The 24,623-nt window shown below is 44.9% G+C and carries 24 protein-coding genes; 4 read left to right on the forward strand and 20 right to left on the reverse strand.

Annotated features, from left to right (window positions below; genetic code table 11):
- Window positions 1-14: 14 nt before the first annotated feature.
- Entirely contained in the window at window positions 15-1,331 is a 1,317-nt protein-coding gene (gene rlmD, locus M9194_RS08760; RefSeq protein ID WP_250612253.1) for a 23S rRNA (uracil(1939)-C(5))-methyltransferase RlmD, read from the reverse strand.
- Window positions 1,332-1,569: 238 nt separating this feature from the next.
- On the opposite strand from rlmD, the gene barA reads away from it, so the two are divergent.
- Entirely contained in the window at window positions 1,570-4,374 is a 2,805-nt protein-coding gene (barA, locus tag M9194_RS08765) for a two-component sensor histidine kinase BarA (RefSeq protein ID WP_250612254.1), read from the forward strand.
- A gap of 28 nt (window positions 4,375-4,402) precedes the next feature.
- On the opposite strand, the gene acpS is transcribed toward barA, so the two are convergent.
- From acpS to rpoE, 11 genes are all read right to left on the reverse strand, one after another.
- Window positions 4,403-4,783, reverse strand: coding sequence for a holo-ACP synthase (gene acpS, locus M9194_RS08770; RefSeq protein ID WP_250612255.1), 381 nt, complete (start codon window positions 4,781-4,783; stop codon window positions 4,403-4,405).
- A 6-nt stretch (window positions 4,784-4,789) separates the two neighbouring features.
- Window positions 4,790-5,521, reverse strand: a complete 732-nt coding sequence (gene pdxJ / locus M9194_RS08775) for a pyridoxine 5'-phosphate synthase (RefSeq protein ID WP_250612256.1) — start codon at window positions 5,519-5,521, stop codon at window positions 4,790-4,792.
- A gap of 1 nt (window position 5,522) precedes the next feature.
- Entirely contained in the window at window positions 5,523-6,245 is a 723-nt protein-coding gene (gene recO, locus M9194_RS08780; RefSeq protein WP_250612257.1) for a DNA repair protein RecO, read from the reverse strand.
- 65 nt (window positions 6,246-6,310) lie between these two features.
- Window positions 6,311-7,273 (reverse strand): GTPase Era, encoded by a 963-nt coding sequence (gene era, locus M9194_RS08785; protein WP_250612258.1) that lies wholly within the window; start codon window positions 7,271-7,273, stop codon window positions 6,311-6,313.
- Window positions 7,263-7,943 (reverse strand): ribonuclease III, encoded by a 681-nt coding sequence (gene rnc, locus M9194_RS08790; protein ID WP_250612259.1) that lies wholly within the window; start codon window positions 7,941-7,943, stop codon window positions 7,263-7,265. Before rnc ends, era begins: the two co-directional genes overlap by 11 nt.
- Window positions 7,944-7,977: 34 nt before the next feature.
- Complete coding sequence (gene lepB / locus M9194_RS08795) at window positions 7,978-8,874, reverse strand: signal peptidase I (protein WP_250612260.1); 897 nt, start codon at window positions 8,872-8,874, stop codon at window positions 7,978-7,980.
- An 86-nt stretch (window positions 8,875-8,960) separates the two neighbouring features.
- A complete protein-coding gene (lepA, locus tag M9194_RS08800; protein WP_250612261.1) occupies window positions 8,961-10,754 on the reverse strand; it encodes a translation elongation factor 4 in 1,794 nt (597 codons plus the stop codon).
- 107 nt (window positions 10,755-10,861) lie between these two features.
- Complete coding sequence (locus M9194_RS08805; protein ID WP_250612262.1) at window positions 10,862-11,332, reverse strand: SoxR reducing system RseC family protein; 471 nt, start codon at window positions 11,330-11,332, stop codon at window positions 10,862-10,864.
- Entirely contained in the window at window positions 11,329-12,399 is a 1,071-nt protein-coding gene (rseB, locus tag M9194_RS08810) for a sigma-E factor regulatory protein RseB (protein ID WP_250612263.1), read from the reverse strand. The genes M9194_RS08805 and rseB overlap by 4 nt, the downstream gene beginning before the upstream one ends.
- A 59-nt stretch (window positions 12,400-12,458) precedes the next feature.
- The gene (locus M9194_RS08815) at window positions 12,459-13,034 is read right to left on the reverse strand and encodes an RseA family anti-sigma factor (protein ID WP_250612264.1); all 576 of its coding nucleotides are present in this window, start codon (window positions 13,032-13,034) and stop codon (window positions 12,459-12,461) included.
- 27 nt (window positions 13,035-13,061) lie between these two features.
- Window positions 13,062-13,640, reverse strand: a complete 579-nt coding sequence (gene rpoE, locus M9194_RS08820) for an RNA polymerase sigma factor RpoE (protein ID WP_250612265.1) — start codon at window positions 13,638-13,640, stop codon at window positions 13,062-13,064.
- 323 nt (window positions 13,641-13,963) lie between these two features.
- Here rpoE and nadB point away from each other — a divergent pair, with 323 nt between their 5' ends.
- On the forward strand, window positions 13,964-15,571 hold the full coding sequence (nadB, locus tag M9194_RS08825) for an L-aspartate oxidase (RefSeq protein ID WP_250612266.1): 1,608 nt from the start codon (window positions 13,964-13,966) through the stop codon (window positions 15,569-15,571).
- Between the two features lie 30 nt (window positions 15,572-15,601).
- Here nadB and M9194_RS21825 read toward each other — a convergent pair whose 3' ends face one another.
- Window positions 15,602-16,024, reverse strand: a complete 423-nt coding sequence (locus tag M9194_RS21825) for a protein YgfX (RefSeq protein WP_431769398.1) — start codon at window positions 16,022-16,024, stop codon at window positions 15,602-15,604.
- Entirely contained in the window at window positions 15,972-16,232 is a 261-nt protein-coding gene (locus M9194_RS08830) for an FAD assembly factor SdhE (protein ID WP_250612317.1), read from the reverse strand. The genes M9194_RS21825 and M9194_RS08830 overlap by 53 nt, the downstream gene beginning before the upstream one ends.
- A gap of 204 nt (window positions 16,233-16,436) precedes the next feature.
- Between M9194_RS08830 and ygfZ the strand changes: the two genes are divergently transcribed.
- Together ygfZ and M9194_RS08840 are read left to right on the forward strand one after the other, a co-directional pair.
- Window positions 16,437-17,405 (forward strand): tRNA-modifying protein YgfZ, encoded by a 969-nt coding sequence (ygfZ, locus tag M9194_RS08835; RefSeq protein ID WP_250612267.1) that lies wholly within the window; start codon window positions 16,437-16,439, stop codon window positions 17,403-17,405.
- Window positions 17,398-17,877, forward strand: a complete 480-nt coding sequence (locus M9194_RS08840) for an aminoacyl-tRNA deacylase (RefSeq protein WP_250612268.1) — start codon at window positions 17,398-17,400, stop codon at window positions 17,875-17,877. Before ygfZ ends, M9194_RS08840 begins: the two co-directional genes overlap by 8 nt.
- Before the next feature lie 115 nt (window positions 17,878-17,992).
- Here M9194_RS08840 and M9194_RS08845 read toward each other — a convergent pair whose 3' ends face one another.
- From M9194_RS08845 to M9194_RS21765, 6 genes are read right to left on the reverse strand one after another with little or no spacing between them, the layout of a single operon-like run.
- Window positions 17,993-18,940, reverse strand: a complete 948-nt coding sequence (locus tag M9194_RS08845; RefSeq protein WP_250612269.1) for an NAD-dependent epimerase/dehydratase family protein — start codon at window positions 18,938-18,940, stop codon at window positions 17,993-17,995.
- On the reverse strand, window positions 18,937-20,184 hold the full coding sequence (locus tag M9194_RS08850) for a glycosyltransferase family 4 protein (RefSeq protein ID WP_250612270.1): 1,248 nt from the start codon (window positions 20,182-20,184) through the stop codon (window positions 18,937-18,939). The genes M9194_RS08845 and M9194_RS08850 overlap by 4 nt, the downstream gene beginning before the upstream one ends.
- Before the next feature lie 3 nt (window positions 20,185-20,187).
- Window positions 20,188-21,318 carry a non-hydrolyzing UDP-N-acetylglucosamine 2-epimerase gene (gene wecB / locus M9194_RS08855; RefSeq protein WP_250612271.1) on the reverse strand — a complete coding sequence of 377 codons (1,131 nt, stop codon included), beginning with the start codon at window positions 21,316-21,318 and terminating at the stop codon, window positions 20,188-20,190.
- Complete coding sequence (gene wbjC / locus M9194_RS08860) at window positions 21,315-22,451, reverse strand: UDP-2-acetamido-2,6-beta-L-arabino-hexul-4-ose reductase (RefSeq protein ID WP_250612272.1); 1,137 nt, start codon at window positions 22,449-22,451, stop codon at window positions 21,315-21,317. The genes wecB and wbjC overlap by 4 nt, the downstream gene beginning before the upstream one ends.
- 3 nt (window positions 22,452-22,454) lie before the next feature.
- Window positions 22,455-23,495 carry a polysaccharide biosynthesis protein gene (locus tag M9194_RS08865; protein ID WP_250612273.1) on the reverse strand — a complete coding sequence of 347 codons (1,041 nt, stop codon included), beginning with the start codon at window positions 23,493-23,495 and terminating at the stop codon, window positions 22,455-22,457.
- Window positions 23,496-23,510: 15 nt separating this feature from the next.
- Window positions 23,511-24,623 (reverse strand): glycosyltransferase, encoded by a 1,113-nt coding sequence (locus tag M9194_RS21765; protein WP_250612274.1) that lies wholly within the window; start codon window positions 24,621-24,623, stop codon window positions 23,511-23,513.

Here is a 24,623-nt window from a genome sequence, read left to right on the forward strand (position 1 = left end):
CTATATTATTGGGATCAATTTCTCACAAACAAGGCCATGGACTCTAAGTGACTGGTATGTGGAAACATATCCAACATAGCCAATTTCTCCAATCGAAAACCTTGTTGGTATAATGATTCACTATCCCGAGCGAGAGTAGCCGGATTACAAGACACATAAACCACTCGGGAAGCACCCATTGCTGCTATGTTGTTGATGACCACTCCAGCCCCCGCTCTCGCAGGGTCGAGCAATACTTTATCAAATGTCTTAGCCGCCCATTTGGCCGAATCTAAACTTTCTTCTAAATTGGCGTGGAAAAAGTCCGTATTATTTAATTGGTTGAGCTGAGCATTGTGTGTTGCCTGCTCTACCATGGAAGGAACGCCTTCAACACCAACCACTTCAGAGGTCAGCTTGGCCAGAGCAAGTGAGAAGTTACCCACCCCACAAAATAGATCCAACACTCTATCTTGCTCGCTCACGTCAAGCCACTGGATAGCTTGTGATACCATTTTCTCGTTAATAGCTTGATTAACTTGGATAAAGCCATCAGGAGAAAAGCTCACCTCACAACCTGTTTCACGGTAACTTGGTGTATCACCCAACAGTTTCACTAGCTTTCCGTCATTGGGTAACAAAAATAATGAGAGACTGAACTGCTGAGCAAATTGGGTCAGTTGTGTGATATCACATTCTGGAAGCGCTTTAGTATTCCTTACCAACAACACCACACCTGAATCTGCTTTTACTAGCTCAATATGACCCAATGCATCTTGTTGCTTAAGTTGCTGTAGCGCCACTTTGAGATCAGGTAATAAGGTATTAAGCTCTGGTACTAATACTGGGCAGTGATCGACGTTAACTATCTGGTTACTCGATTTTTTCCTAAAACCAAACTGAAGAGAAGCCGATTTTCTATGATAGTAAGTACTTATACGAGTTCGTCGCCGATAGCCTTTCTCGTTTGCAACCACTGCAGGTTGCAAAGGTATGGATTGACCAGAGGCCACTTTCATCAAATGGCTCAGTGAGCTTTGTTTATATTCAAGCTGAGCAGAGTGCTCCAAATGCTGCATGTTGCAGCCACCACACTCAGAATAATACCGACAAAATGGTTGAACACGCTTTGGACTCGGCGTAAGCACTTTGATTAAGTTAGCTCGGGCGAACTTCTTTTTACTTTCGGTAAGCTGTACTACCACCTTTTCATCGGGTAATGCACCTTCAATAAACACTGGCTTACCCGATAGATAACCGATGCCGGCTCCATAGTGGTCCAATTTCTCAACTAACACTTGTTGATGCTTGGTATTTAACTGAGTTTTCTTAGGTTGAAAAAATTGTGCCATGGTTTTACCTGAAAATGTGACTACCACCGCTAACTCTCTGGTTAACGGCAAATTGACCTAGCAAGATTGTCGAAGCAAGCTAACTTGATTAAGCTAAGTATCTAATTTAATGTTTCGTATATAGCCAAACTGGTGTGATTTCATTGATGCGAGTGGTTGATTCTCCCACACACATCACTTCCAAGTTGGCTGTGAAGGCGTTATTTTCCCATATCCAAGAGATGATGTTTAGATAATAATGACACGATACGGCTTACGCGCCCGCGTAATTACTTTAACTCTCGCGCCAACATTAATCATTGGCTTGCTTTTAAGTGCCTTTTTTTCTTTTAGTCGCTACCACGACTTAGAAAAACAAGTGATCAATGAGGGTTTAAGTATCATAGAGCCTTTAGCCATCGCCAGTGCCGAAGGACTAAAAACTCAAAACCGCGAATCTGTTAGGCGGCTCATCAGCTACGCTCACCGTAAAAACTCTAAATTCGTTCGCAGTATTGCCGTTTTTGATTACAACCATGACTTGTTTGTCACTTCGAACTTTCACCCTAATTTTCAAGAGCTCACTTTTCCGAAAGACAAGCCGATCCCGCTGACTGGCTCATCTGAGTTGCATGACAATACACTGATTCTACGCGCACCAATTTTGGCAGAAGGCGGCTATATATCCAACTTAACTGGCCAAGCCGGGCCCAATCAAGCATTGGGCTATATCGCCGTCGAACTCGACCTTTCATCTTTAAGGCTGCAACAATATCAAGAGATCTTCTTCGCCTTCTTGGTCTTGCTCGCCGGCCTAGGCTTATCGAGCATTTTTGCTTTCAGGTTGCTGCAAGATGTCACCCGGCCGATTACGCATATGAAAAATATGGTCGACAGAATTCGCCGTGGTCATTTAGATGTACGAATTGAAGGTAAGCTGCATGGCGAGTTAGATGCGCTCAAAAACGGCATCAATGCGATGGCCGTATCGTTATCTGAATATCATATCGAAATGCAGCACAGCATTGATCAGGCTACATCCGATTTAAGGGAAACCTTAGAACAGCTAGAGATCCAAAACGTTGAGCTAGACATTGCGAAAAAACGCGCGCAAGAAGCCGCACGAGTTAAGTCAGAGTTTTTAGCCAATATGTCGCATGAGTTAAGGACACCGTTAAATGGTGTGATTGGCTTTACTCGGCAAATGTTGAAAACCAACCTGACCAACAGCCAAACGGATTATCTCATCACCATAGAGAAGTCGGCCAACAACTTATTAGCCATCATCAACGATATTTTGGATTTTTCTAAACTAGAGGCGGGAAAACTCGCGCTAGAAAATATCCCGTTTGAGTTCCAAGATAGCTTAGAGGAAGTGGTCAGCTTACAAGCCACCAGCGCACATGAAAAAGGCTTAGAGCTCACCTTAAAAGTCGACCCTAAAATCCCACCTGGGCTGGTTGGGGACCCATTAAGAATCCAACAAATCATGACCAACTTAGTCGGTAATGCCATCAAGTTTACCGAGCATGGAAACGTCGATATCAGTGTTGAAATGCGCTCACAAAAAGAAGAATACATTGAGCTGCAATTTATGATTCGCGATACAGGAATAGGGATTTCAGAGCGCCAACAAGCACAGCTTTTCCAAGCTTTCAGCCAAGCCGATGCCAGTATCTCACGTCGGTATGGTGGAACCGGGCTCGGGCTGGTGATTACGCAAAAGCTCGTCGCTCAAATGGGTGGAGAAATCAGCCTAACGAGCCGCCTGCATCAAGGATCAACCTTCTGGTTTACGGTTCGCATGCTACCAAGCGATATGCCGATTACTGACTTGTATCCCATCGAAACACTTGAGCAAAAAACCTTACTGCTTATTGAACCCAATGCCCAAGCCGCACTGGCGACTCGTATGCTATTAGATCAGTTCCAGCTCAATGTGGCCCATACCTCAACCATTACTCAGATTGAACAGCACTTCGACTATTTATTATTGTGCCTTCCCCCTAATACAGAGCACCAAGTTGACAGTATCGAACAGCAAGTGGAATGGGCACAAAGTGTTGCATCTAACGTCATCATTAGTACACCTAGCACCACATTAGCGCTCGCCGATCACTTAGTGCAAAAGTACCACATACCTTGCATTACGAAACCATTGGCTAAGAAAAAGCTGCTGCAAGCCTTGATCTCAGAAGAACCCGAAAAAATTGAACCTGTGATCAGCCCTCCAGCAGCCCCTGAAAAATTAGAGAAACTGCCTTTATCCGTCATGGCTGTCGATGACAATAAAGCCAACCTAAAGCTGATCGAAGCCCTGCTTGAAGAGCGCGTGGATCTCGTTGTGGTGTGCACCAGCGGCCCTGAAGCGATTAAGCATGCCACTGAGCGTCAGTTTGATGTGATATTGATGGATATTCAGATGCCGCAAATGGACGGCGTCACCGCGTGCAAACATATCAAGAAAACCAAGTTAAATGCTGATACGCCAGTGATTGCCGTTACCGCTCACGCCATGAGTGGGGAAAGAAATAGACTGCTTGATGCGGGGATGGATGACTATCTCACCAAGCCTATCGAAGAGCAAAGATTGCAAAAAACACTCAAGTATTGGAGCAGTCACTCATCGTCAACAGGCACCTCATTAGATGACAGCGGTTCTATTGAGGGTGACTCTAAAGCATCGACAACCGATGTAAAGCCATCTCAATCAAATCAAATCATTGACTGGCAGCTAGCATTAAAGCAATCTGCATTTAAGGAAGATTTAGCCAAGGACATGCTACAAATGCTTATCGCTTATTTGCCAGAAGTCGTGCCTGTGATTGATAAAGCCATTGCTGACAGTGACCAAGCAGATATAGAGAACCTCCTGCACTACATTCACAAACTGCATGGCAGCTGCGCGTACAGTGGCGTACCTCGGCTAAAATCGGTCTGTGCAACCATTGAGCAAGCACTGCGCTCAGGTTCAAGCATCGCCGATGTTGAACCTGAGTTATTTGAGCTTCAAGATGAAATTGAAAAAGTCACTGAAAGTTCGGTTGAGTATTTATCCACTTAGCGTTAATTAGGGCGCGCCCTAGTCTAAGTTAAGATTCAAAAATCACCGTCGCCACAGCATAGTGGCGTTCATCGGAAAGGGATAGATGATAGTGAGTTGCTCCTTGCTCTAGCGCGATTTCTTTCGCCTTATTAGCTAAGGTAAGGATTGGCTTGCCTTTTGCGTCATTCGACACTTGAAAATCTTGAAAGGTCACGCCAGCGGCAATTCCTGTCCCTAGGGCTTTAGAAGCCGCTTCTTTTGCAGCAAACCGCTTAGCAAGAAAGCGGCTTCTATTGTTCAAGTCAACATAGGTCGCATATTCAAAGTCAGTAAGAATACGCCTAGCAAAGGACTCACCTGAGCGCTCCAATGCTCGATCAAACCTTTCTATTTCTGCAATATCTGTCCCTATACCAACTATCGCCATATATACTTATCTCCGTGCCGCATCCATAACACTTTTCATATCTGACACGGCTTTCGCCAGCCCATCAAATACCGCTCTTCCAATTATAGAGTGGCCGATGTTTAATTCATAGATTTCAGGCAATGCCGCAATGGGTGCCACATTGTGATAAGTGAGGCCATGACCTGCATTCACGGTAATTTCGAGATCGCTGGCATAACTTGCTGCTGCTGCAATTTTCTTTAGTTCATCTTGCATATCGGCTTCAGTTTTTGCGTCGGCATAGTGGCCGGTGTGCAATTCAATAAAAGGGGCGCCACATGCTTTGGCCGCATCAATTTGCTCTCTATCAGCATCAATAAACAGCGAAACCTGAATGCCTGCTGCCGTTAACTTTTCTGTCGCCGCTTTAATCTTCTCAAGTTGGCCCGCCACATCCAGTCCGCCTTCGGTAGTAAGCTCTTCACGCTTTTCTGGCACTAAACAGACAAAATCTGGCTGGGTATTTAATGCAATCTCCACCATTTCATCCGTGACCGCCATTTCTAGATTCATTCGAGTTTGCAACGTCTCGCGCAAAATGCGCACATCTCTGTCATTAATGTGTCTACGATCTTCACGAAGGTGAATAGTGATACCATCTGCGCCTGCTCTTTCTGCAATTTCTGCTGCATGGACTGGATCTGGATACTGAGTACCACGTGCATTACGCAGCGTTGCAATATGATCAATATTTACGCCGAGGAAGATTGGGCTCATTTTAGTTACTCCGTAATTTGGAAGCGTTGGGCTGGATACTAAACAGCTCCCGACTTTTTAATGGTTTGCCGCCAAGATAAGGCTTTAAGGCTATACGAGTAAAGCGTTTTGCCGCTTTTAGTTGATTTTTGCTAACAAAATGTCGCTCTCCCATTGCGATGAGCTCTTCTCCTAAAAAGGTTAAGTGATCCTTTCTTACCGAAGCAATAAATCCTTTTTGCTCACGAAAGCGATAGGTCATGCTAGGTTCAATGACTTCCCCTGAGCCTGCACAATAAAAGAAATCAACGCCATAGCCCATGGCATTGAGTAGAGATAGCTCAAAACGGCGCAGTGCAGGTTCAGGGTTATCGCACTGAGCTAACTCGGTCAGAGCCGCCAAATAATCATGAAAAAGTGCAGGCATGGGCACTTGGGCAGACAAGACACGACCGATCAATTCGTTTAAATACAGCGCTGAGTAGAGATAAATACCACTAAGAGGCAGACCAAGGCTAATTGCCTCTGCTTGGCGCAACGTTTTCATTGAGCCTTTGCCAGACCATTTTAGCAACAGTGGCGTGAAAGGTTGCAGAGCGCCTTTGAGAGTTGAGCGCTTACTTCGCGCTCCTTTTGAAATTAAGCTGATTCGGCCTTGTTCTTCACTAAATACATCCAGAATAAGGCTGCTTTCACTATACGGGCGACGGTTTAATATGAAGCAACGTTGTAGATCATCACTCACCTAACCTTTTCCTCTGCCAATAAAGTGAAAGAGAGAGCTGGTAGCTCTCTCAATATAACCATTATTTAAAGGTCATCCATGTAACCGAGCGAGCGAAGCGCTCTTTCATCATCGGCCCAACCAGATTTCACTTTAACCCAAGTTTCTAGATACACTTTGCGACCAAACAGCTCTTCCATATCCAATCTAGCTTCTCGGCCTATGGTTTTGATTTTTTCGCCGCCCTTACCAATCACCATTTTTTTCTGGCCGCTTCTCTCGACTAAAATAAGTCCGTTGATGTGGAAGCCGTCTGTCTCAGGGTTGTAATCAAAACGCTCGATTTCCACCGTAACAGAATAGGGCAACTCATCGCCTGTAAAACGCATCAACTTTTCACGCAGTATTTCTGATGCCATAAAGCGCTGAGAACGATCGGTCACATATTCTTCAGGGAAGTGATGTGTCGCTTTGGGTAAATGCTCACGCACATGTTTGTGTAATACATCAATATTTTTGCCATGCTTGGCAGAGATAGGTACTACATCAACAAAGTCCATTTTCTTGGACATCTCCTGCATATGCAGCATCACGTCATTTCTGTCTTTAACGTTGTCTACCTTATTCACGCACAGCACAACGGGAAAATTCGATTTCTCCAGTTTATTTAGCACCATCTCGTCATCTTTGGTCCATTGCGTACCATCGACTAAAAAGAACACCAAGTTCACATCACTTAGTGAGCTGTTCGCTGCACGGTTCATTAAGCGGTTAATGGCTCTTTTTTCTTCAATGTGCAACCCTGGAGTATCGACATAAATCGCTTGGTAGTCGCCATCGGTATCCACACCCATAATTCGATGGCGTGTCGTTTGAGGCTTACGAGAGGTGATGGATATTTTCTGCCCAAGAATTTTATTTAGCAGTGTCGATTTACCGACATTAGGTCGCCCCACTATCGCAATAAATCCACAGTGCTGGTTTTCCGGTGAAGTAGCTTCACCATGAGATGCAAAATACGCATCAATATCAAATTCTTTATCCGACATTTGTTAACTTCTCTAGTGCAGATTCCGCAGCCGCCTGCTCCGCTTTACGGCGACTAGTCCCTACTCCAATAATAGACTCTTTTAGATCAACAATATCACAAGAGACGGTAAACTCTTGATTGTGGGCCTCACCTTTAATATTGGTGACTGTATAGACAGGCAATGGTTTTTTGCGCCCTTGCAGATATTCTTGCAAACGTGTTTTAGGATCTTTTTGCGACACCCCAGGCTTGATTCCATCCAGTCTGGTTTTATACCAAGCCAATACGATCTTTCTGGCATTTTCGATATCGCTATCTAAGTAAATCGCACCAATGATGGCTTCGACGGCGTCAGCAAGAATCGAATCTCGCCTGAAACCACCGCTTTTCAATTCACCTGGACCTAATTTTAAGTAATCTCCTAGCTGAAACTCACGACCAAGCTCAGCCAAAGTGTGGCCTCGAACTAACGTCGCTCGCATTCGGCTCATATCACCTTCGTTCACCTTGGGAAAACGCTGATACAGCTCATCGGCAATGACAAAACTTAAAATTGAATCGCCCAGAAACTCAAGACGCTCGTTGTGTTTACCATTGGCGCTGCGGTGAGTCAGCGCCAAATTAATAAGCTCAGCCTTATCAAACTGATAGCCGAGCTTCTTTTCTAACTTATTAATAGGAGAACTCATACTCTCTCATCTTATTCGGCCTAACCAAGTTAGGCTATTTAATACTACCTATTCGGTCCAAACGTACACCCGTTGGAACCCATGAAGGCAAAATGCTGTTAGGGCTACGATCGAAGGTAAAGCTCATCCAAATCGCAACCGCTTTACCAACCAGGTTCGCTTTTGGCACAAAACCCCAGTAACGGCTATCAGCACTGTTGTCACGGTTATCACCCATCACAAAATATTCACCTGGTGGTACTACCCACTCATCGACACCTGGCCGTGGTTGATACTCATAAGTACGATCACGACGAAGTGGGTTAATCAATATATGATGCGCCACTTTACCTAAATGTTCGGTTTTCTCAATTAAGTGCACGCCGTTTTGCACAAAACGGCTTTGATGTACGTTGCTGTCCACCACATTCGTGCACTGAGACGCACCTTTAGGTTGAATACACAGTACTTTATCGCTGTTGTAGCGAATAACATCACCAGGTAATCCGACGATGCGTTTAATGTAATCAATTTTTGGATTCGGCGGATAACGAAACACTGCTATATCGCCACGCTTTGGCTCGCCAGTATTGATCAATTGGTGATGCCAAACTGGGTCTTTTAACCCATAAGCAAACTTTTCCACCAGAATAAAATCGCCAACCAAAAGTGTTGGCATCATAGAGCCTGATGGGATTTGAAAAGGCTCAAATACAAACGAGCGCAGAATCAAAACAAATGCGATAACTGGAAAAATAGAGACACTATTTTCTATCCACCATGGCTGAGTTTTCAACTTTTTGACGGTATTCTCATCCAAGCCGTTTGTTTGCGCTTCCACCGCTTTAAGCTTCGCTTCACGCTTTTTACTCCATACCCACTTCTCTAATGCCCATACAATGCCTGTCACCAATGTGACAATAACGAGTATGATTGAAAAAGTATTCGCCATCGCTTGTCCTTATCCTCAATATGAAAATGAAAGTGGACTGAAAACAGCCACTTTCATTCTGCTCGATTGAAACCTAACCTAAAATTTTAATCTTTTCCTACATGCAAAATCGCTAAGAAGGCTTCTTGAGGCAACTCCACGTTACCAATCTGCTTCATGCGCTTCTTACCTTCTTTTTGCTTCTTGAGTAGTTTTTTCTTACGACTGACGTCACCACCGTAACATTTGGCAATAACGTTCTTTCTGAGCTGCTTAACGGTTGAGCGAGCAATAATATGGTTGCCGATGGCCGCTTGAATCGCGATATCAAACATCTGGCGAGGAATAAACTCTTTCATCTTCTCAACCAACTGACGACCTCGGGTTTGCGCTTGATCTTTGTGTGTGATGATAGCCAACGCATCCACTTTATCGCCGTTAAGTAATACATCCACACGAACCATGTTCGATGCTTCAAAGCGTTGGAAGTTGTAATCCAAAGACGCATAGCCGCGAGAAGTCGACTTCAAACGGTCAAAGAAATCCAGTACCACTTCAGCCATTGGAATATCATAAGTCAGCGCCACTTGATTGCCGTGGTACACCATGTCGACCTGCACACCACGCTTTTCAACACATAATGTAATCACGTTACCCAAGTAGTCAGAAGGCACAAGGATGTTACAACGTGCAATCGGCTCACGAATCTCTTCTAGATCGTTCACTGCAGGCAGTTTCGCTGGGCTGTCGACATAGAGTAAGTCACCATCGCTTTTTTCTACTTCATACACTACGGTAGGCGCGGTGGTGATTAAGTCCAAGTCGTATTCACGCTCTAAACGCTCTTGGATAATTTCCATGTGGAGCATTCCCAAGAAGCCACAACGGAAACCAAAACCTAACGCTGCTGAGTTTTCTGGCTCATAAAATAGCGACGCGTCATTTAAGCTGAGTTTGCCCAACGCATCGCGGAAATTTTCATAATCATCTGACGAGACAGGGAAAAGACCCGCGTAGACTTGCGGTTTCACTTTTTTAAAGCCAGGCAGAGCTTCCTCACAACCGTGTTTGGATAGCGTCAAGGTATCACCCACTGGCGCGCCTAGGATATCTTTGATGCCACAAACCACCCAGCCTACTTCACCGGTTTTCAGCTCATTGGTATCCAATTGCTTAGGAGTGAAAATACCCAGGCGATCCACACCCCAGACTTGGCCTGTGCTCATTACCTTAATCTTGTCATTCTTTTTCAGTGTGCCGTTTTTAATACGGACCAAGGAAACAACGCCTAGATAGTTGTCAAACCAAGAGTCAATAATCAGAGCTTGCAATGGCGCCTCAGGATCGCCTTCTGGCGCTGGAATCGCTGAAACGATGTTTTCTAATACATCGTCAACACCCAAGCCCGTTTTCGCTGAGCAGCGAGTGGCTTCCATGGCATCAATGCCAACAATCTCTTCGATTTCTTCAGCAACTCGCTCAGGCTCCGCCGCTGGCAGGTCAATCTTGTTGAGGATTGGCACCACTTCCAGGTCCATCTCAATCGCGGTGTAACAGTTGGCTAACGTTTGCGCTTCAACACCTTGACCGGCATCCACCACCAGCAAAGCACCTTCACAAGCGGCTAGAGAGCGAGACACCTCATAAGAGAAATCAACGTGCCCCGGTGTATCGATAAAATTGAGCTGGTAAGTTTCACCGTCTTTCGCTTTGTAATCCAACGTAACGCTTTGCGCTTTGATAGTAATGCCGCGTTCACGCTCTAGATCCATAGAATCCAGTACTTGGGCTTCCATTTCACGGTCACTCAGGCCACCGCAAACTTGAATTAGACGGTCAGAAAGAGTGGATTTACCATGGTCAATATGGGCGATAATCGAAAAATTGCGAATGTGCTTCATAGGATTGGCGTGACTAAACTCGTTGCATTAAAAGAAACTGTAATGCCGCATTAAAGCGGCATTTAACATAGGTTGGCAGATTCTACCCAATTTCTAGTCGATACGCACTAGCTAATTGGCTCACCTAGCACGCGAAGCAATACAACTTCTTGAGCAGAGTCGTTTTCCGCTTTGCGAGCCAGCTTTTTAGCTAGCAAGATACCGAAAAATAAAAACAGACCAGACATAAGTATGGTCACGCCTTCTCCTGTATTCAATATGGGAACTAAAATCCATTGGGAGGCTAACGCGCCAACAAACAGCATAAGCAAAGGGACAATATAGACAACAGAAGCCGACCAAAGCAGACTTTTTTCAGGAAAACCGATTTCAACAACCTGACCTGCTTGCAAGGGTTGCTTAGTCGAAAGCTGCCAAAACAACGTTTTATTGCCAAATGCTTTACTGACAATACCCGTTCCACAGCTTTTTTGTGAAGAGCAGCTGCTACAACTGGTTTGCTGCTCGCAACTAAGCTCAACTTGATAACCTTTGGCTTTAGGATTAACCGAAGCCACAGTGGCGAGCGCGGTCATCATTGCGTGCTACTCTCAACAGACACGCCATTATCGACACCATCTGTTGTATCGTTCAATGCTTGTGGTGGGACAGCGGCAAACTTCACTGATTGGGCGATACGTTGGGCCGTTTCCGGTGGAATATCACCAATAACGGCAATTTCATTCTTACCACTAGCGAAAATTTGCAGCGTTCTGCGACCTTGTCTGACTAACTGGCTTTTTAAAGACTGGTTATCTCTGTCAGACACATACACAGAAAAGTCAAACAAGCCATCGGAATAGAGCTGACTTTCTACCGTTTGATCGGTACCAGAAAGCTTATAGCGATTGAGCTCTTCAGGCTTAAAGCCATTGGGGATCCAAGTAACTTTCCAATAGGTTTGCTTTAAGTTCCCTTGCGGCAATGAAAGCACTTGCGGCAATTGCACGTTTTGCAACGGGCTCATTGCTTTAGTCACACTGCTTCCCGTGGCAAACGAGATGGTTCTAAACTGTTCTAAAATGTCGCCACCTCTATCAAGTAAATCGGCACGCAGTGGCAGTTTGGTTTTTTCATCCACCCATAAGATATAGGAATATCGCATGCCATCTTTCGACACGATGCGCAAGACTTGGCATGTTGCCCCCGCTTCTCTTGCTTTGCCAAGCGGAATAAAATCGTAATACTTACTTAGCTCACCGATGTTACTGTTTAACAAAGGAATAATTGGCGCGACCATATAGTTAGCACGAATGGTAAATGGCTCTGAGCTTGAGTCGATATAACTGACTTCGCCCCCACGACGAATCACTTCACGCATCGGTCCGCTTAGGTAGACAAGATGGGCAATCTGCACGTCATTTTCCACCGCATGGCTATACTGCATCGGCTCGATAGAGTTGCGGTTCATGACGACATAAGAAAGTTGATAGCTAAGCTGTTTGCTCGCTTTATTCATTTCAGTTAATAAAGTAAGCAATGGATTGGTATTGGTGGTTGCAGTAGCTGAGGATTGACTACCTGTTGAGGCTGGGGTGTCGGCGGCGTATGCGGCCACCGAGCTCATACAATAAATAACGATTGCGTAGACTAGAGACTTCTTCATTCAGCTACCGGTTTGACGTGTTCATAAAAGTGGTGTGTTTCCTTCTCGCCCAATTCACTCTAGTTTGACTGACTTTTCATCAACATTTGTTTATCGAAATCGGAAGAGTAGCCGAGTATAACACGCCTTGTATGGGCTGAGTTATTTTCAACGGAACTACGAGTCAAACTGACCGGAGATGCACTTCCCCCCCAGGGTAGCGTGTTCAACACTTGGACAGCGCCACTCGCGCTGTTTTGCTCGGCATTGTCTGAACCTGTGTGAGTAAAGCCTAACACTACCGCTAGCGTGACGCTGGCGGCAACCGCCACTTGACTCACCGGAGATAACCATTTAGGCAAACGACGACGCGCCGCCGATGGCTCAGGCTGCGCTTCTAGCTTCGCATCGCCCAGGTTGAGCACTGTATTCGTACTCATGGGGTTGTGCGCAGGTTCGTTTTCCAACGCCAATGCAACACTTTCAGCAATATTCCAATTGGGATTTTCTGGGGCTTCACCACGCATCACATCACCAATCAGATGATAGTTTTTCCATGTTTGAAGGCCCTGATGATCGTCGACTAATTCACTAATTAGCGATTTATCGATCATTTCCCCATCCATGAGTGCTGAAAGCTTTTCTTTGCCAGCCATTATTTCCACCATTTTCGTTAATGCTTGTTAACGTTGTAAAAGAGGTTTTATCTTCTTTTCCACCGCTTCACGAGCACGGAATATACGGGAACGTACCGTTCCCACGGGACAATCCATCACTTCGGCAATTTCTTCATAACTCAAGCCATCCAGCTCTCGCAGAGTCATTGCCGTTTTCAAATCTTCAGGTAGCGCCTCGATAGAACTAAAAACTACACGCTTCAATTCATTGGACAACGTTAAGTTCTCCGGGTTCGATATTTCTTTCAATGCACTACTGCTTTCATAATATTCTGCTTCTTCAGCATCCACATCGCTGGCTGGTGGCCTCCTGCTCTGAGCAACAATGTGATTTTTAGCGGTATTGACAGCTATTCTATATAACCAAGTATAGAACGCGCTTTCGCCACGAAAACTGGGGATTGCACGATACGCTTTGATGAATGCTTCTTGAGCGACGTCGGCAACGTCTCCAGAATTGCTCACATATCGAGAAATAAGATTACACACTTTATTTTGATACTTTAAAACCAAAAGGTTAAATGCTTGCTTATCTCCGCCCTGTACTCGCTCTATCAATACTTGATCGGTCAATTGCTCGTTCATTCGAGCGTGTACTCCTATTGTTTATAACCCTATCTAGATCTAGATATGAGCTTTAATTATGCAAAATGCAGTATTGACACCACCGCTAACATGAGCAGTATTGTGACCTAGGAATGCAAAAAAAGTTCAAAACTTTCGTAAATTTTTTACCTTTCTTGCTTGTCATTATGATGTAATCTTAATTGGGTTTATTTTCCAAATCTAAAGTTGAACTCAATGAAAAGCAATGGGAACTAAGCATTATTGTATTCCAATCAACGATATTTGTAGATTTTCTTTACACAAGCTGAATGCCAATTTTCAGCTCAGGACAGAACAGTATTATGAACGCACACCGTGAACATCAATGTGACGTATTAGTAGTGGGGAGCGGAGCAGCTGGCCTTTCACTTGCCCTTCGCATCGCAGCTCATGCCAAAGTTATCGTTCTTAGCAAGGGGCCACGCAGTGAAGGAGCCACCTATTATGCTCAGGGCGGGATTGCAGCCGTTTTTGACGAATCAGATAGCATAGAATCTCATATTCAAGATACGCACATTGCCGGCGCTGGCATTTGTGAGCCAGAGGCGGTGAAATTCATTGCCGAAAATGCAAAAGAATGTGTGCAATGGTTAATTGACGGCGGTGTTCCGTTTGATAGAGAAGAGAACGGCAGTGACGGACAACCTCGCTACCATCTCAATCAGGAAGGTGGTCACAGCCATAGACGCATTCTCCACGCCGCTGATGCGACGGGGATGGCGATGCAAACCTCGTTGCAAGAGAACGTTAATAATCACCCGAATATCGAGATTTTTGAACGTTATAATGCACTCGATATCATTACCGAAGATAAAGTCGGCGGCAACAAACACAAAGCGGTTGGCGCATACATCTGGAATCGAGCCGATGAACACGTCGAAACCGTTCGAGCGAAGTTTGTTGTGCTGGCAACGGGCGGAGCATCTAAGGTCTACCAATATACCTCTAACCCAGATGTCTCTTCAGGTGATGGTATCGCGATAGCATGGCGCGCTGGCTGCCGAGTCGCGAATTTAGAGTTTAATCAGTTCCATCCAACCTGTTTATACCACCCAGAAGCACGTAACTTCCTACTGACTGAAGCTCTGCGCGGTGAGGGAGCGTATTTACTACGTCCAGATGGCACTCGCTTCATGCCTGACTTTGATGAGCGAGAAGAGCTGGCACCAAGGGATATCGTTGCCCGAGCTATTGACTATGAAATGAAACGCCTCGGCGTAGATTGCATGTACCTAGACATCAGCCATAAGCCCGTCGAATTTATCGAAAAACACTTCCCAACGATACATATGCGGCTGCAAGATCTGGGTATAGATATGACCAAAGAGCCAATTCCGATCGTGCCTGCGGCTCACTACACCTGCGGTGGTGTCAAAGTAAATAAAAATGGCAAGACGGATATTGACCAATTGTATGCGATTGGTGAAGTCAGCTATACCGGTTTACATGGTGCCAATAGAATGGCTTCAAACTCTTTACTTGAATGTGTAGTGTACGCTTGGTCTGCAGCAAAAGACATTTTAGACAAGCTACCCACGGCATCGCTTCCTTCCACCTTACCGGCATGGGATGAAAGCCAAGTCTGTGACTCCGATGAAGAAGTGATCATCCAGCACAATTGGCATGAACTGCGTCTTTTCATGTGGGACTACATGGGCATTGTAAGAACGGATAAGCGTCTTGAAAGGGCATTACGCCGAATACAGCTTCTGCAACAAGAAACGCACGAGTATTACAGCAACTTCCGTGTTTCAAATAACTTATTGGAGTTACGCAACCTGTTACAAGTGGCTGAATTGATGGTGCGCTGCGCGATGCAAAGAAAAGAAAGCCGCGGATTACACTATACCTTAGACTACCCAGATTTAATTGAAAATAGTGGGCCGACTATTTTAGATCCCAACCAATAGTGAAGCTTTTAAGTAGGGAGGATTCGCTCCCTACTCGCGACCATACCTTAAATATACCAATACCTTTCGATACTCATCATCGCTCAAACTGTCCCTCCACAGGCTAAATTTCTGCCCATGTTTACTGATAAATACGATAAAAAGTGGCGCATAAAGGAACAAAGTTTTTTGGCTTACAAACTTGTTGCCCGATAGAGTTAATTCACCATTAGAGGAGATATCCGCCCTACCAGAGATGCTTTTGGGCAGGCATTCATAATCACGAGCGTAACAGAGCACTAACCCAATGATATATATCGAAGGAGCAAGGGGGAAAAACGATACGACACACGCACACACCGCAAACACAATGACCGTCATATTTGCAATGCGTGCATAGCAGGAAGGTTTAACGAATAGGCTAACGCACTTTGCTGAGGTTATAGGCGACAAGTTTATCGACCATAGCTGCATGGACTAGATTTTCACTTCGCCTATGCCCCATTATCCAAGCAAACAAATCCGGGTCATCGCATTCCAATAGAGAAACGAAATCTTTTTGCTCACTTTCAGACAACGAATTAAAGCACTCTTCAAAAAATGGCATGATCACCACATCCAACTCAAGCATACCTCTTCGGCAAGCCCACTTAATGCGTGCTTTTTCTTCAACTGTGTACATACTGTCCTCACAAGACATCATCAAAGTGTGCGCCGAGTGTACCAAGCCACTCTCATAACCACTAGTCTTACCTTCACACTCCTTGAGTGACACGCCAATTTTGCCCATTTTCAAACTTAAAATAACAGGTAAGTAACTTGCAGTATCAAAGCAATTCGCCTTAACATGTCAATCAAACAACTGATGAGATATAAGGTACGCACAATGAGCTGGCAAAGTGCATTTACACCGCTAGACGTTCATGAAAACGATACGCTTCCAAGTTTGATGCTCACCCATTTAAATTCATGGGCGGCAATCACGGTAACAGGCGATGATAGGAAGTCGTATTTACAAGGACAAATCACGTGTGATGTAGTCACATTAGCAGAAGATAAAAGCACATTAGGTGCACACTGCGATGCGAAAGGTAAAGTGTGGAGTATTTTCCGCCTATTTGCTCATCAAAATGGTTACGCCATGGTGCAACCTCGTTCGGCCATTGAAACAGAGTTAGCGGAAATCAAAAAGTACGCGGTATTTTCTAAAGTGGACATTACGCTTTCTGAATCAGTGATGTTCGGCGTTATCGGCCAAGAAGCAGAACAATATATCGACGCCTTGAGTGAATCAACGGGTGATGTGAGAAACATGTCATTTGGTACAGCCGTTAAAATCAGTGAGCTTCGCTGGCTGTTAATGGTTGATAAAGACAAGGTTACCTCTATCTGTGAGACAACTGATGCGAAAAAAGTCTCAGAAGATCTGTGGCGAGCATTTGATATCAAAGAAGGCTTACCAATTATCGGTAAAGATGCACAAAACGAGTACATTCCTCAGGCATTTAATTTGCAAGCACTAGATGGCATCAGTTTTGAGAAAGGATGTTATACCGGGCAAGAAATGGTCGCTAGAGCCAAATACCGAGGCATTAATAAGCGAGGCATGTTCATTGTTAAAGGCAAATTGAACATGTCTATTACAGAGTCGAGTGTTGAAATGGAGCGCTCTGTGGGCGAAAACTGGCGCAAAGTGGGCACACTACTGTCTCACTACCAATATGTAGATGGCACTGTCATAGGCACCATAGTACTGCCCAATAATTTGGACCCGGATACGCAACTTCGAGCGAGTTCTTCCCCTGAAGAAACATGGACAATACAGCCATTACCATACGCCATAGACGATGAGTGATTTATCCACTCCAGTTACACGATACCTTGATTCACACGGTATCGTGTACCAACGCCTTTTCCAGGAAAAAGCCACAACCAGCATAGAAGAAACGGCCCAGCAACGTGGGATCTGCCCAAGTAAAATGGTCAAGTCCATTTTACTGGTGGATATGGACAACAATTATCGTCTAGCTTGTGTCCCGGGTAAGAGATCGGTTGACCCTAAAAAAGTCCGTGCCCACTTTCGCTCCAGGCGTGTTACCTGTGTGGCTGCCAACAGCGTTTACAAGGTAACTGGCTATGCTGTCGGAACCGTTTCTCCGTTACTACTACCCAAGGCTGTATCCGTTGTATTTGACATAGAGATCATGCAATTAGATACCGTCACAATTAGCAGTGGCAACAAGCAATTTGGCCTGCAACTAGATTTCCGTACCCTACTCTCTCTTTGCTCTCCGGATATCGCTGATATTAGTCGCCAGATTAGCTAACTTCCCGTTTGATTTGAGGTTACTATCTAGCCTATTAAAACTGCCTCTGCAAACTCAACATTCACCCACGAGTAAGCCCAACGCTGAAAACATTAGGTTTCGTAGTGAACCAGGGTCAATCCCAACTCTCTAACATATGTTTAAATTCATTTTCGATCGAACTCACTGGTTTCCAGCCCAGCTGACGCGTTGTATATGTGATATCAACTCGGAGCGAGCCGAACAACCGCTCAGCAATTATGGTTTTGCCAAGTGACCTTAAAAGAAAACTAACAGCATTAACAGGAATAGGTATCAATCTTAGTCGAGTATTTCCTGCGCATGCAACATACTGTAGTAGGTCCGACGTGGAGAGGTCGACACCGTCGCTTACCAAAAAAGTTTGGTTTGCTGCCCTCGGATGTGTAGTTGTCAAAAGGATCAAATCCACTAAGTTTGTCACAGAAACAATGGATCGTTTGTTTTCAATGCCACCAAGTGGCAATGGAAAACCGCGCTTGACTAATCTAGCCAACGCTTTCATATTACCTTTCACACCTGGGCCATAAACCAGTGGAGGGCGAATGATGACAACTTCTAGCCCAGTCTGCGCAGCAATTTGATGCAACCCTTGCTCCGCCTCCCATTTCGATAAACCGTAAGGATCCTCGGGGTGGACCACGTCATCTTCGGTAAACGCAGTGTACGCGTCAGTGCGTTCACCATTAACCTTTATCGAACTAATGTATACAAAACGCTTGACTCCGGCTTCCGCTGCACAACGAGCTAAAGCCAGCGTCGGTGTGACATTCGCCTTCCGATAAAGTGTCAATGAGTCACTCGCACTATCCTTCATTTGATGTGCGCGGGCAGCAAGGTGTATAACAGCATCAATACCACGTAAATGGTCTGAAAGGCCATCAAGTTGGTCCGTTAAATCTGCTTGAATGTACTCAACGTGAGACATTGGCAAGTATGGGTAAGCCCCACGATAGGTCCCAATCACCGATATAGCGTCTGACTCACAGCGTGCCAGCAGGGCTCGCCCAACAAACCCTGTCCCACCCGTTACAAATAACCTCATCTACACTTCTTCCCCGCATTCTCTCGTCCTGTTAATTCCAAAAACCAGTTTTCTAACTGTAGAATCAGACCTTCCCTACTAAACTCGCGTTCAGCATATAGTTTTGCATTGTCGGACATCAACTTTATTTGAAAGGGCGCCATCACAGACATTGATTCGATATTATCAGCTAGCCTCGCATAATCGCCGGAATCCGCTGTCAGTCCACACTGGGCCTCATCTACCACCCGAGACCCCTCTCCACTCAACATTGTGAGAATAGGTTTTTCTGCTTGCATGTAAGACTGTATTTTCCCAGGGATAGTCTTGGAAAACGCATCACTCTCTTTCAAGCTAACTAAAAGCGCATCTGCCTCTCTAAAAAAGTGAGGCATTGCTTCCAGTGGGTAGCGCCCCAGCAAAATGAGTGTGTTCTCAAGTTCATGTTGCTCTACCAGCCTTCGTATTTGGTGTAATGCACGACCATCACCCACGATGAAAATTTGAATATTAAGACCTTTATCTCGAACCTGTATCGCCGCCTGAACAATAGCAGGAAAGTCTTGAGCTTCACCTACATTACCCGCAAAAAGCACTTTAAAGGCCTTCGAAGTGGTCAACTGAGCTGGTAACTCCTGAGTATCATCGGTTAGGATATGATCGGGCCAGCTAGGAAAGTACTTCACTTTTTCAGGTTGCCGCGAGTACTTCAAGATACTGCCTACAAAAGCTTTGGATTGCGCTAATACCAGATCGCAGCGACGATAAATAAAACTCACCATACTACCAATAGCTCTCAGCAGTCTCGGAGAACGGACCACTCCCAATGCCTGTAGTGTCTCAGGCCATAGGTCGAGTACCCAAAAAACAACTGGTGTTTTATATATCCACTTATATACCAGTGCGGGAAGGCAGACAGTTACTGGCGAAGGTTCGAAAACAAACACTACGTCAAACGTCTGCTTTCTAAGTTTCCATAACCCTAATGTAGATGCGGATAGTACAAAACTAATGTAATTTCCAACCAACCTTACGGGGTTGTTTTTTCCTCGCAAGAGAAAGGGGATTCGTACTACCTGAGCCCCCTTAAATTCATCAAACTTTCCAGGTTCTGCGCGATACTCAGGAAAAAGTTCACCACTTGGGTAGTTTGGTCTCCCCGTCAACACTGTTAGTTCGTGACCTTTCTCCACCAATGCGTTGCACAAATCGTTGATACGAAAATTCTCAGGCCAAAAGTACTGAGTAACCACCAAAATTCTCATGACTCAATACTTTTTCCAAACTACACGGCTTATATAATCTGTATAGCTATGCAGAATACGAACGACCTTATCGCTAACATTTGGCATGGAGTAATCAGCAACTAGTCGGAGAGTTCGGGAAACGCCACTGGCCTGATTAGACAAAATATCTAATCCCTGTAGTACGCGCTCTGACTCCAGTCCCACCATCATAACAGCAGCTTCTTCCATTCCTTCTGGCCGTTCATGAGCTTCTCGTAGATTCAATGCCGGGAATTCTAATATTGACGACTCTTCATTGATAGTTCCACTGTCAGACAATACTGCAAGCGATTCTAGCTGTAGCTTGTTATAATCACTAAAACTCAATGGTTTGAGCATACGAATGTTCTCATTAAACTGTACACCGCTCGCGTTAATGCGCTTTTGAGTACGCGGGTGCGTGGAAACAATAATTGGCAGGTTGTATACTTGGGCAACGGTATTCAACAAACCAACTAGCTTACCAAAATTAAGGTCAGACTCGATGTTTTCCTCACGGTGAGCACTGACTACAAAAAACTGACGCGAAGTCAGTCCTAATTTATTCAGAACATCGGATCTTTCGATGGACTCTCGGTAATGAGTCAGGACCTCAAACATAGGGCTACCTGTTTTGATAACTCTATCTGGGGGCACCCCCTCAGTTAAGAGGTAGTCTCTCGCGATAGTACTGTAGGTAAGGTTAATGTCAGATGTGTGATCCACTATTCGTCGGTTTATCTCCTCAGGAACACGCATATCAAAGCACCGATTGCCCGCCTCCATATGAAAGGTTGGGATTTTTCGACGTTTGGCAGGTAACACCGCATGACAGCTATTTGTATCTCCTAGAACTAATAACGCATCGGGTAGGATATTATTTAGTACACGGTCTACAGCGATGATAACGTTACCAATAGTTTCAGCCCCGCTTGCCCCCGCTGCATTAAGGAAGTGATCAGGTTTTCGAATACCTAAATCATCAAAGAATATCTCATTCAATTCGTAATCATAATTTTGCCCGGTATGAACCAAGGTATGATCACAATACTGATCGATTTTAGAGATTACACGAGACAAACGAATTATTTCCGGCCGAGTTCCAACGACCGTCATGACCTTCAACTTCTTCATACAGGAGGCTCTAAATAAAAGGGGTCTAGTGGACAGGCATGCGTGTCCGGGCTTTCCGGGTCATATATTTCGTTGGCCCAGAGCATACAAATGAGTTCAGTTTTTCCAATGTTTGTCACATCATGAGTCCAACCGGGCACTGTCTCCACAACCTGTGGTTCGCCACCATCCGTGGATATTTCAAATTGGTCACCAGTTATGAGGTGACAGAAACGAAACTTCGCTTTGCCCTTGATGACAAGAAATTTTTCCGTTTTTGTATGGTGGTAATGACCACCGCGTGTAACGCCTGGCAGTGCAGTGAAATAAGAAAACTGACCAGATGTTTCCGTTTTGAGCATCTCAACAAAAACTCCACGAGAGTCAGAATTCTTCTTTAGTGGGTAAATGAAGTCATCCTCAGATAGATAACTAACATAGGTTGAATACAGTGCACGGGTTAGACCCTCACCAACAGAGTCGACGACTAAGTTATCACGTGATTTCCTAAACCCCTTTATCATCTCTGCAAGCTCGCCAACCGTTTGTTTGTACTCTGGTGCTACCTGTTCGTAGCTGAGTTCCATAGTTCTCGGTTTTCGTAGCAAACTCAAAAAATCTTCAATTAGATCATCAATATATACCAAGCGTATTACTGAACTTGGGTCATTAATCTTAATTGGGAGGCTTCGTGCTATATTGTAGCAAAACGTAGCCACTACGGAGTTATAGTTAGGTTTAGCCCACTTACCAAAAATATTAGGTAATCGGTAAATGTATATTGGGCATCCAGTTTCCCGATTTAAGGCCTTCAATGTACCTTCGGCATCGAGTTTACTGCTGCCGTAGTCTCCATCTCGATCTACTTGGATAGAAGAGCTATAGATAATGGGGATCGTCTTACCTGTCGCAGCAACAGCATCGCATAAAGCAGAGGTAAATCCCGAATTACCCTGGTAAAATTCGTCCGGTGAGTCAGGGCGATTAACGCCAGCAAGGTGTACTACCCAATCAGCACGCTTGACAAGCTCAGAGAGCTCACTTTTACCCGAAGTCCGGTCATAAGTGGATACGTCGATATCTTTCGACTCTTTGAGACGCACCACTAAGTTTTTACCGATAAAACCACTGGCTCCTGTCACTAAAATTCGCACAAATTACTCCTCAGGCGGAACATACTGCCCCAATTCCAACGTTTGTATGAATTTCAGTTTCCGTAGTAGCTTCTTCATACCCTCGACATCCAGGCGTTGCGTATTGTGAGAATTGTAGTCAGAGGAATGAGAAATTTTCTCCTCTCCCTGTTCAACAAACTTGCCGTAGTTCAAATCACGCAAATCCGGGGGAATACGGTAATAATCCCCCATATCCTGTGCACTAGCCATCTCCTCACGACTAAGTAGCGCCTCATAAAGTTTTTCTCCATGGCGTGTACCTATCACTTCGACGGGATGCTCTGGCTTAGATAAAAGATCTGTGAGTGCCTGAGCAAGCGTCGCAACCGTTGCGGCTGGTGCTTTCTGTACAAACATGTCACCGTTCTGACCATTTTCAAACGCATACAGTACGAGATCGACCGCATCTGAAAGCGTCATCATGAAACGCGTCATATTTGGATCCGTAATTGTAACTGGCTCTTCTCGTCTGATCTTCTCAACAAACAATGGTATAACCGACCCACGAGAAGCCATGACATTGCCGTATCTAGTACCACAGATGACAGTTTTACCACTATCTAAGCCTCTCGATTTTGCGACCATAACTTTTTCCATCATAGCCTTTGAAATTCCCATCGCGTTGATAGGATAAACAGCCTTATCTGTACTCAAACAGACGACACGCCGAACTTCATTTGTTATAGCAGCCTCAAGTACATTCTCTGTGCCCAAAATATTGGTTTTGACCGCTTCCATTGGGTGGAACTCACAGGAAGGAACTTGCTTTAATGCTGCTGCATGAAAAATAAAATCGACGCCACGTGTGGCATTGAGCACACTGTTGTAGTCGCGAACATCACCGATGTAGAACTTTATCTTGGGATTAGAATAGCGTTTTCGCATATCATCCTGCTTTTTCTCGTCGCGGCTGAAGATGCGAATTTCACCTAGGTCGGACTCAAGAAATCGGTTCAAGACTGCATTACCGAACGACCCAGTGCCACCTGTGATGAGAAGACTTTTATTAGTAAATAGATTCACCGAAAAACCAAACCTTTATGAAGATAATCTCTTTTCCATAATATCGCATAGACGCGGTATTACACGATTCTTTTCAAACTCCTGCGCTAGCTTGTGAGCCGCACGAGCACATTCTACCTGTAATTCAGGCGTTTCAATCAAAGCCTTGAGTGCTTCGTATAGAGATTCAGCAGAGCGAGGCTCTACTAAAAGCCCATGTTCGTAATCTCGCACAAAATCAGGAATGATACCAACTGAGGTAACAACTGGACACAATCCAGACGACATCGCTTCTATTAGCGAATTTGGCATACCTTCCTTCCAGGAAGGAAGCACGAATATGTCGGCACATCGATAATGCTCAAGTAGCTCATTGTCACCTAGCCATCCCTGTAGCTTCACTTTCCCATTGAGCCCATGCCGTTCAATAAAGTCCAGAGCCCACTGTTTTTGAGTTCCATCACCAGCCAATAAACAGGTAAAACTCAATCCGAACTTCGCCAATTTCTCACAAGCTTGGAGTAATTCACGGACGCCCTTCTCAATTTCGAGCCAACCGACAAATGCGATAGTAGGCGTTGCTTTAGCCTCTAGAGCTTCCATTTTATCGTCTCCAAGCGAAAAGCATTGGTTGGAAGCAGTCCAGTTGGGTACGATATAGGTATCACTCTTCTGAAATCCGCCAGTACTTCTGGCGTAACGTTGCCACGTACGTCCTTGAGCCAAAAACACATCACCGCACCGTAAAAGTAACCGATGGATACGGCGTATGAATTTGCTGCGTGAACTCGATTCGATGAGTGCTCCTGCCCTAGGAAAGAGAAATACCTTAGCCCCTACAAGCTTCGCAAACGACCCCATTAAAATCTTTTCATAAAAGCTCATGCCCGACGAAAAAAATAGTAGTACGCCATCAGGGCGATGCTTCACAAGTTGGAGTATGAAATGCAACAAACGCCCAACTGAAAAAAAACCTCTAAGCAAAACGTTAGGTGGAGGATTAGTTCGTTGCGTAGAGTCTACCGTTAAAACATCGAAGCGCTCGGTAAATTCAGATTCCATCAACTCTTCACAGGAACGCGCAATACCTCCCACTACCCCAAATTCTCGAGAGCGGAACGAACCAACCACAATTACTTTGTATTTCAC

It is taken from the genome of Vibrio sinus (assembly GCF_023634645.1).
GTDB lineage: Bacteria > Pseudomonadota > Gammaproteobacteria > Enterobacterales > Vibrionaceae > Vibrio > Vibrio sinus.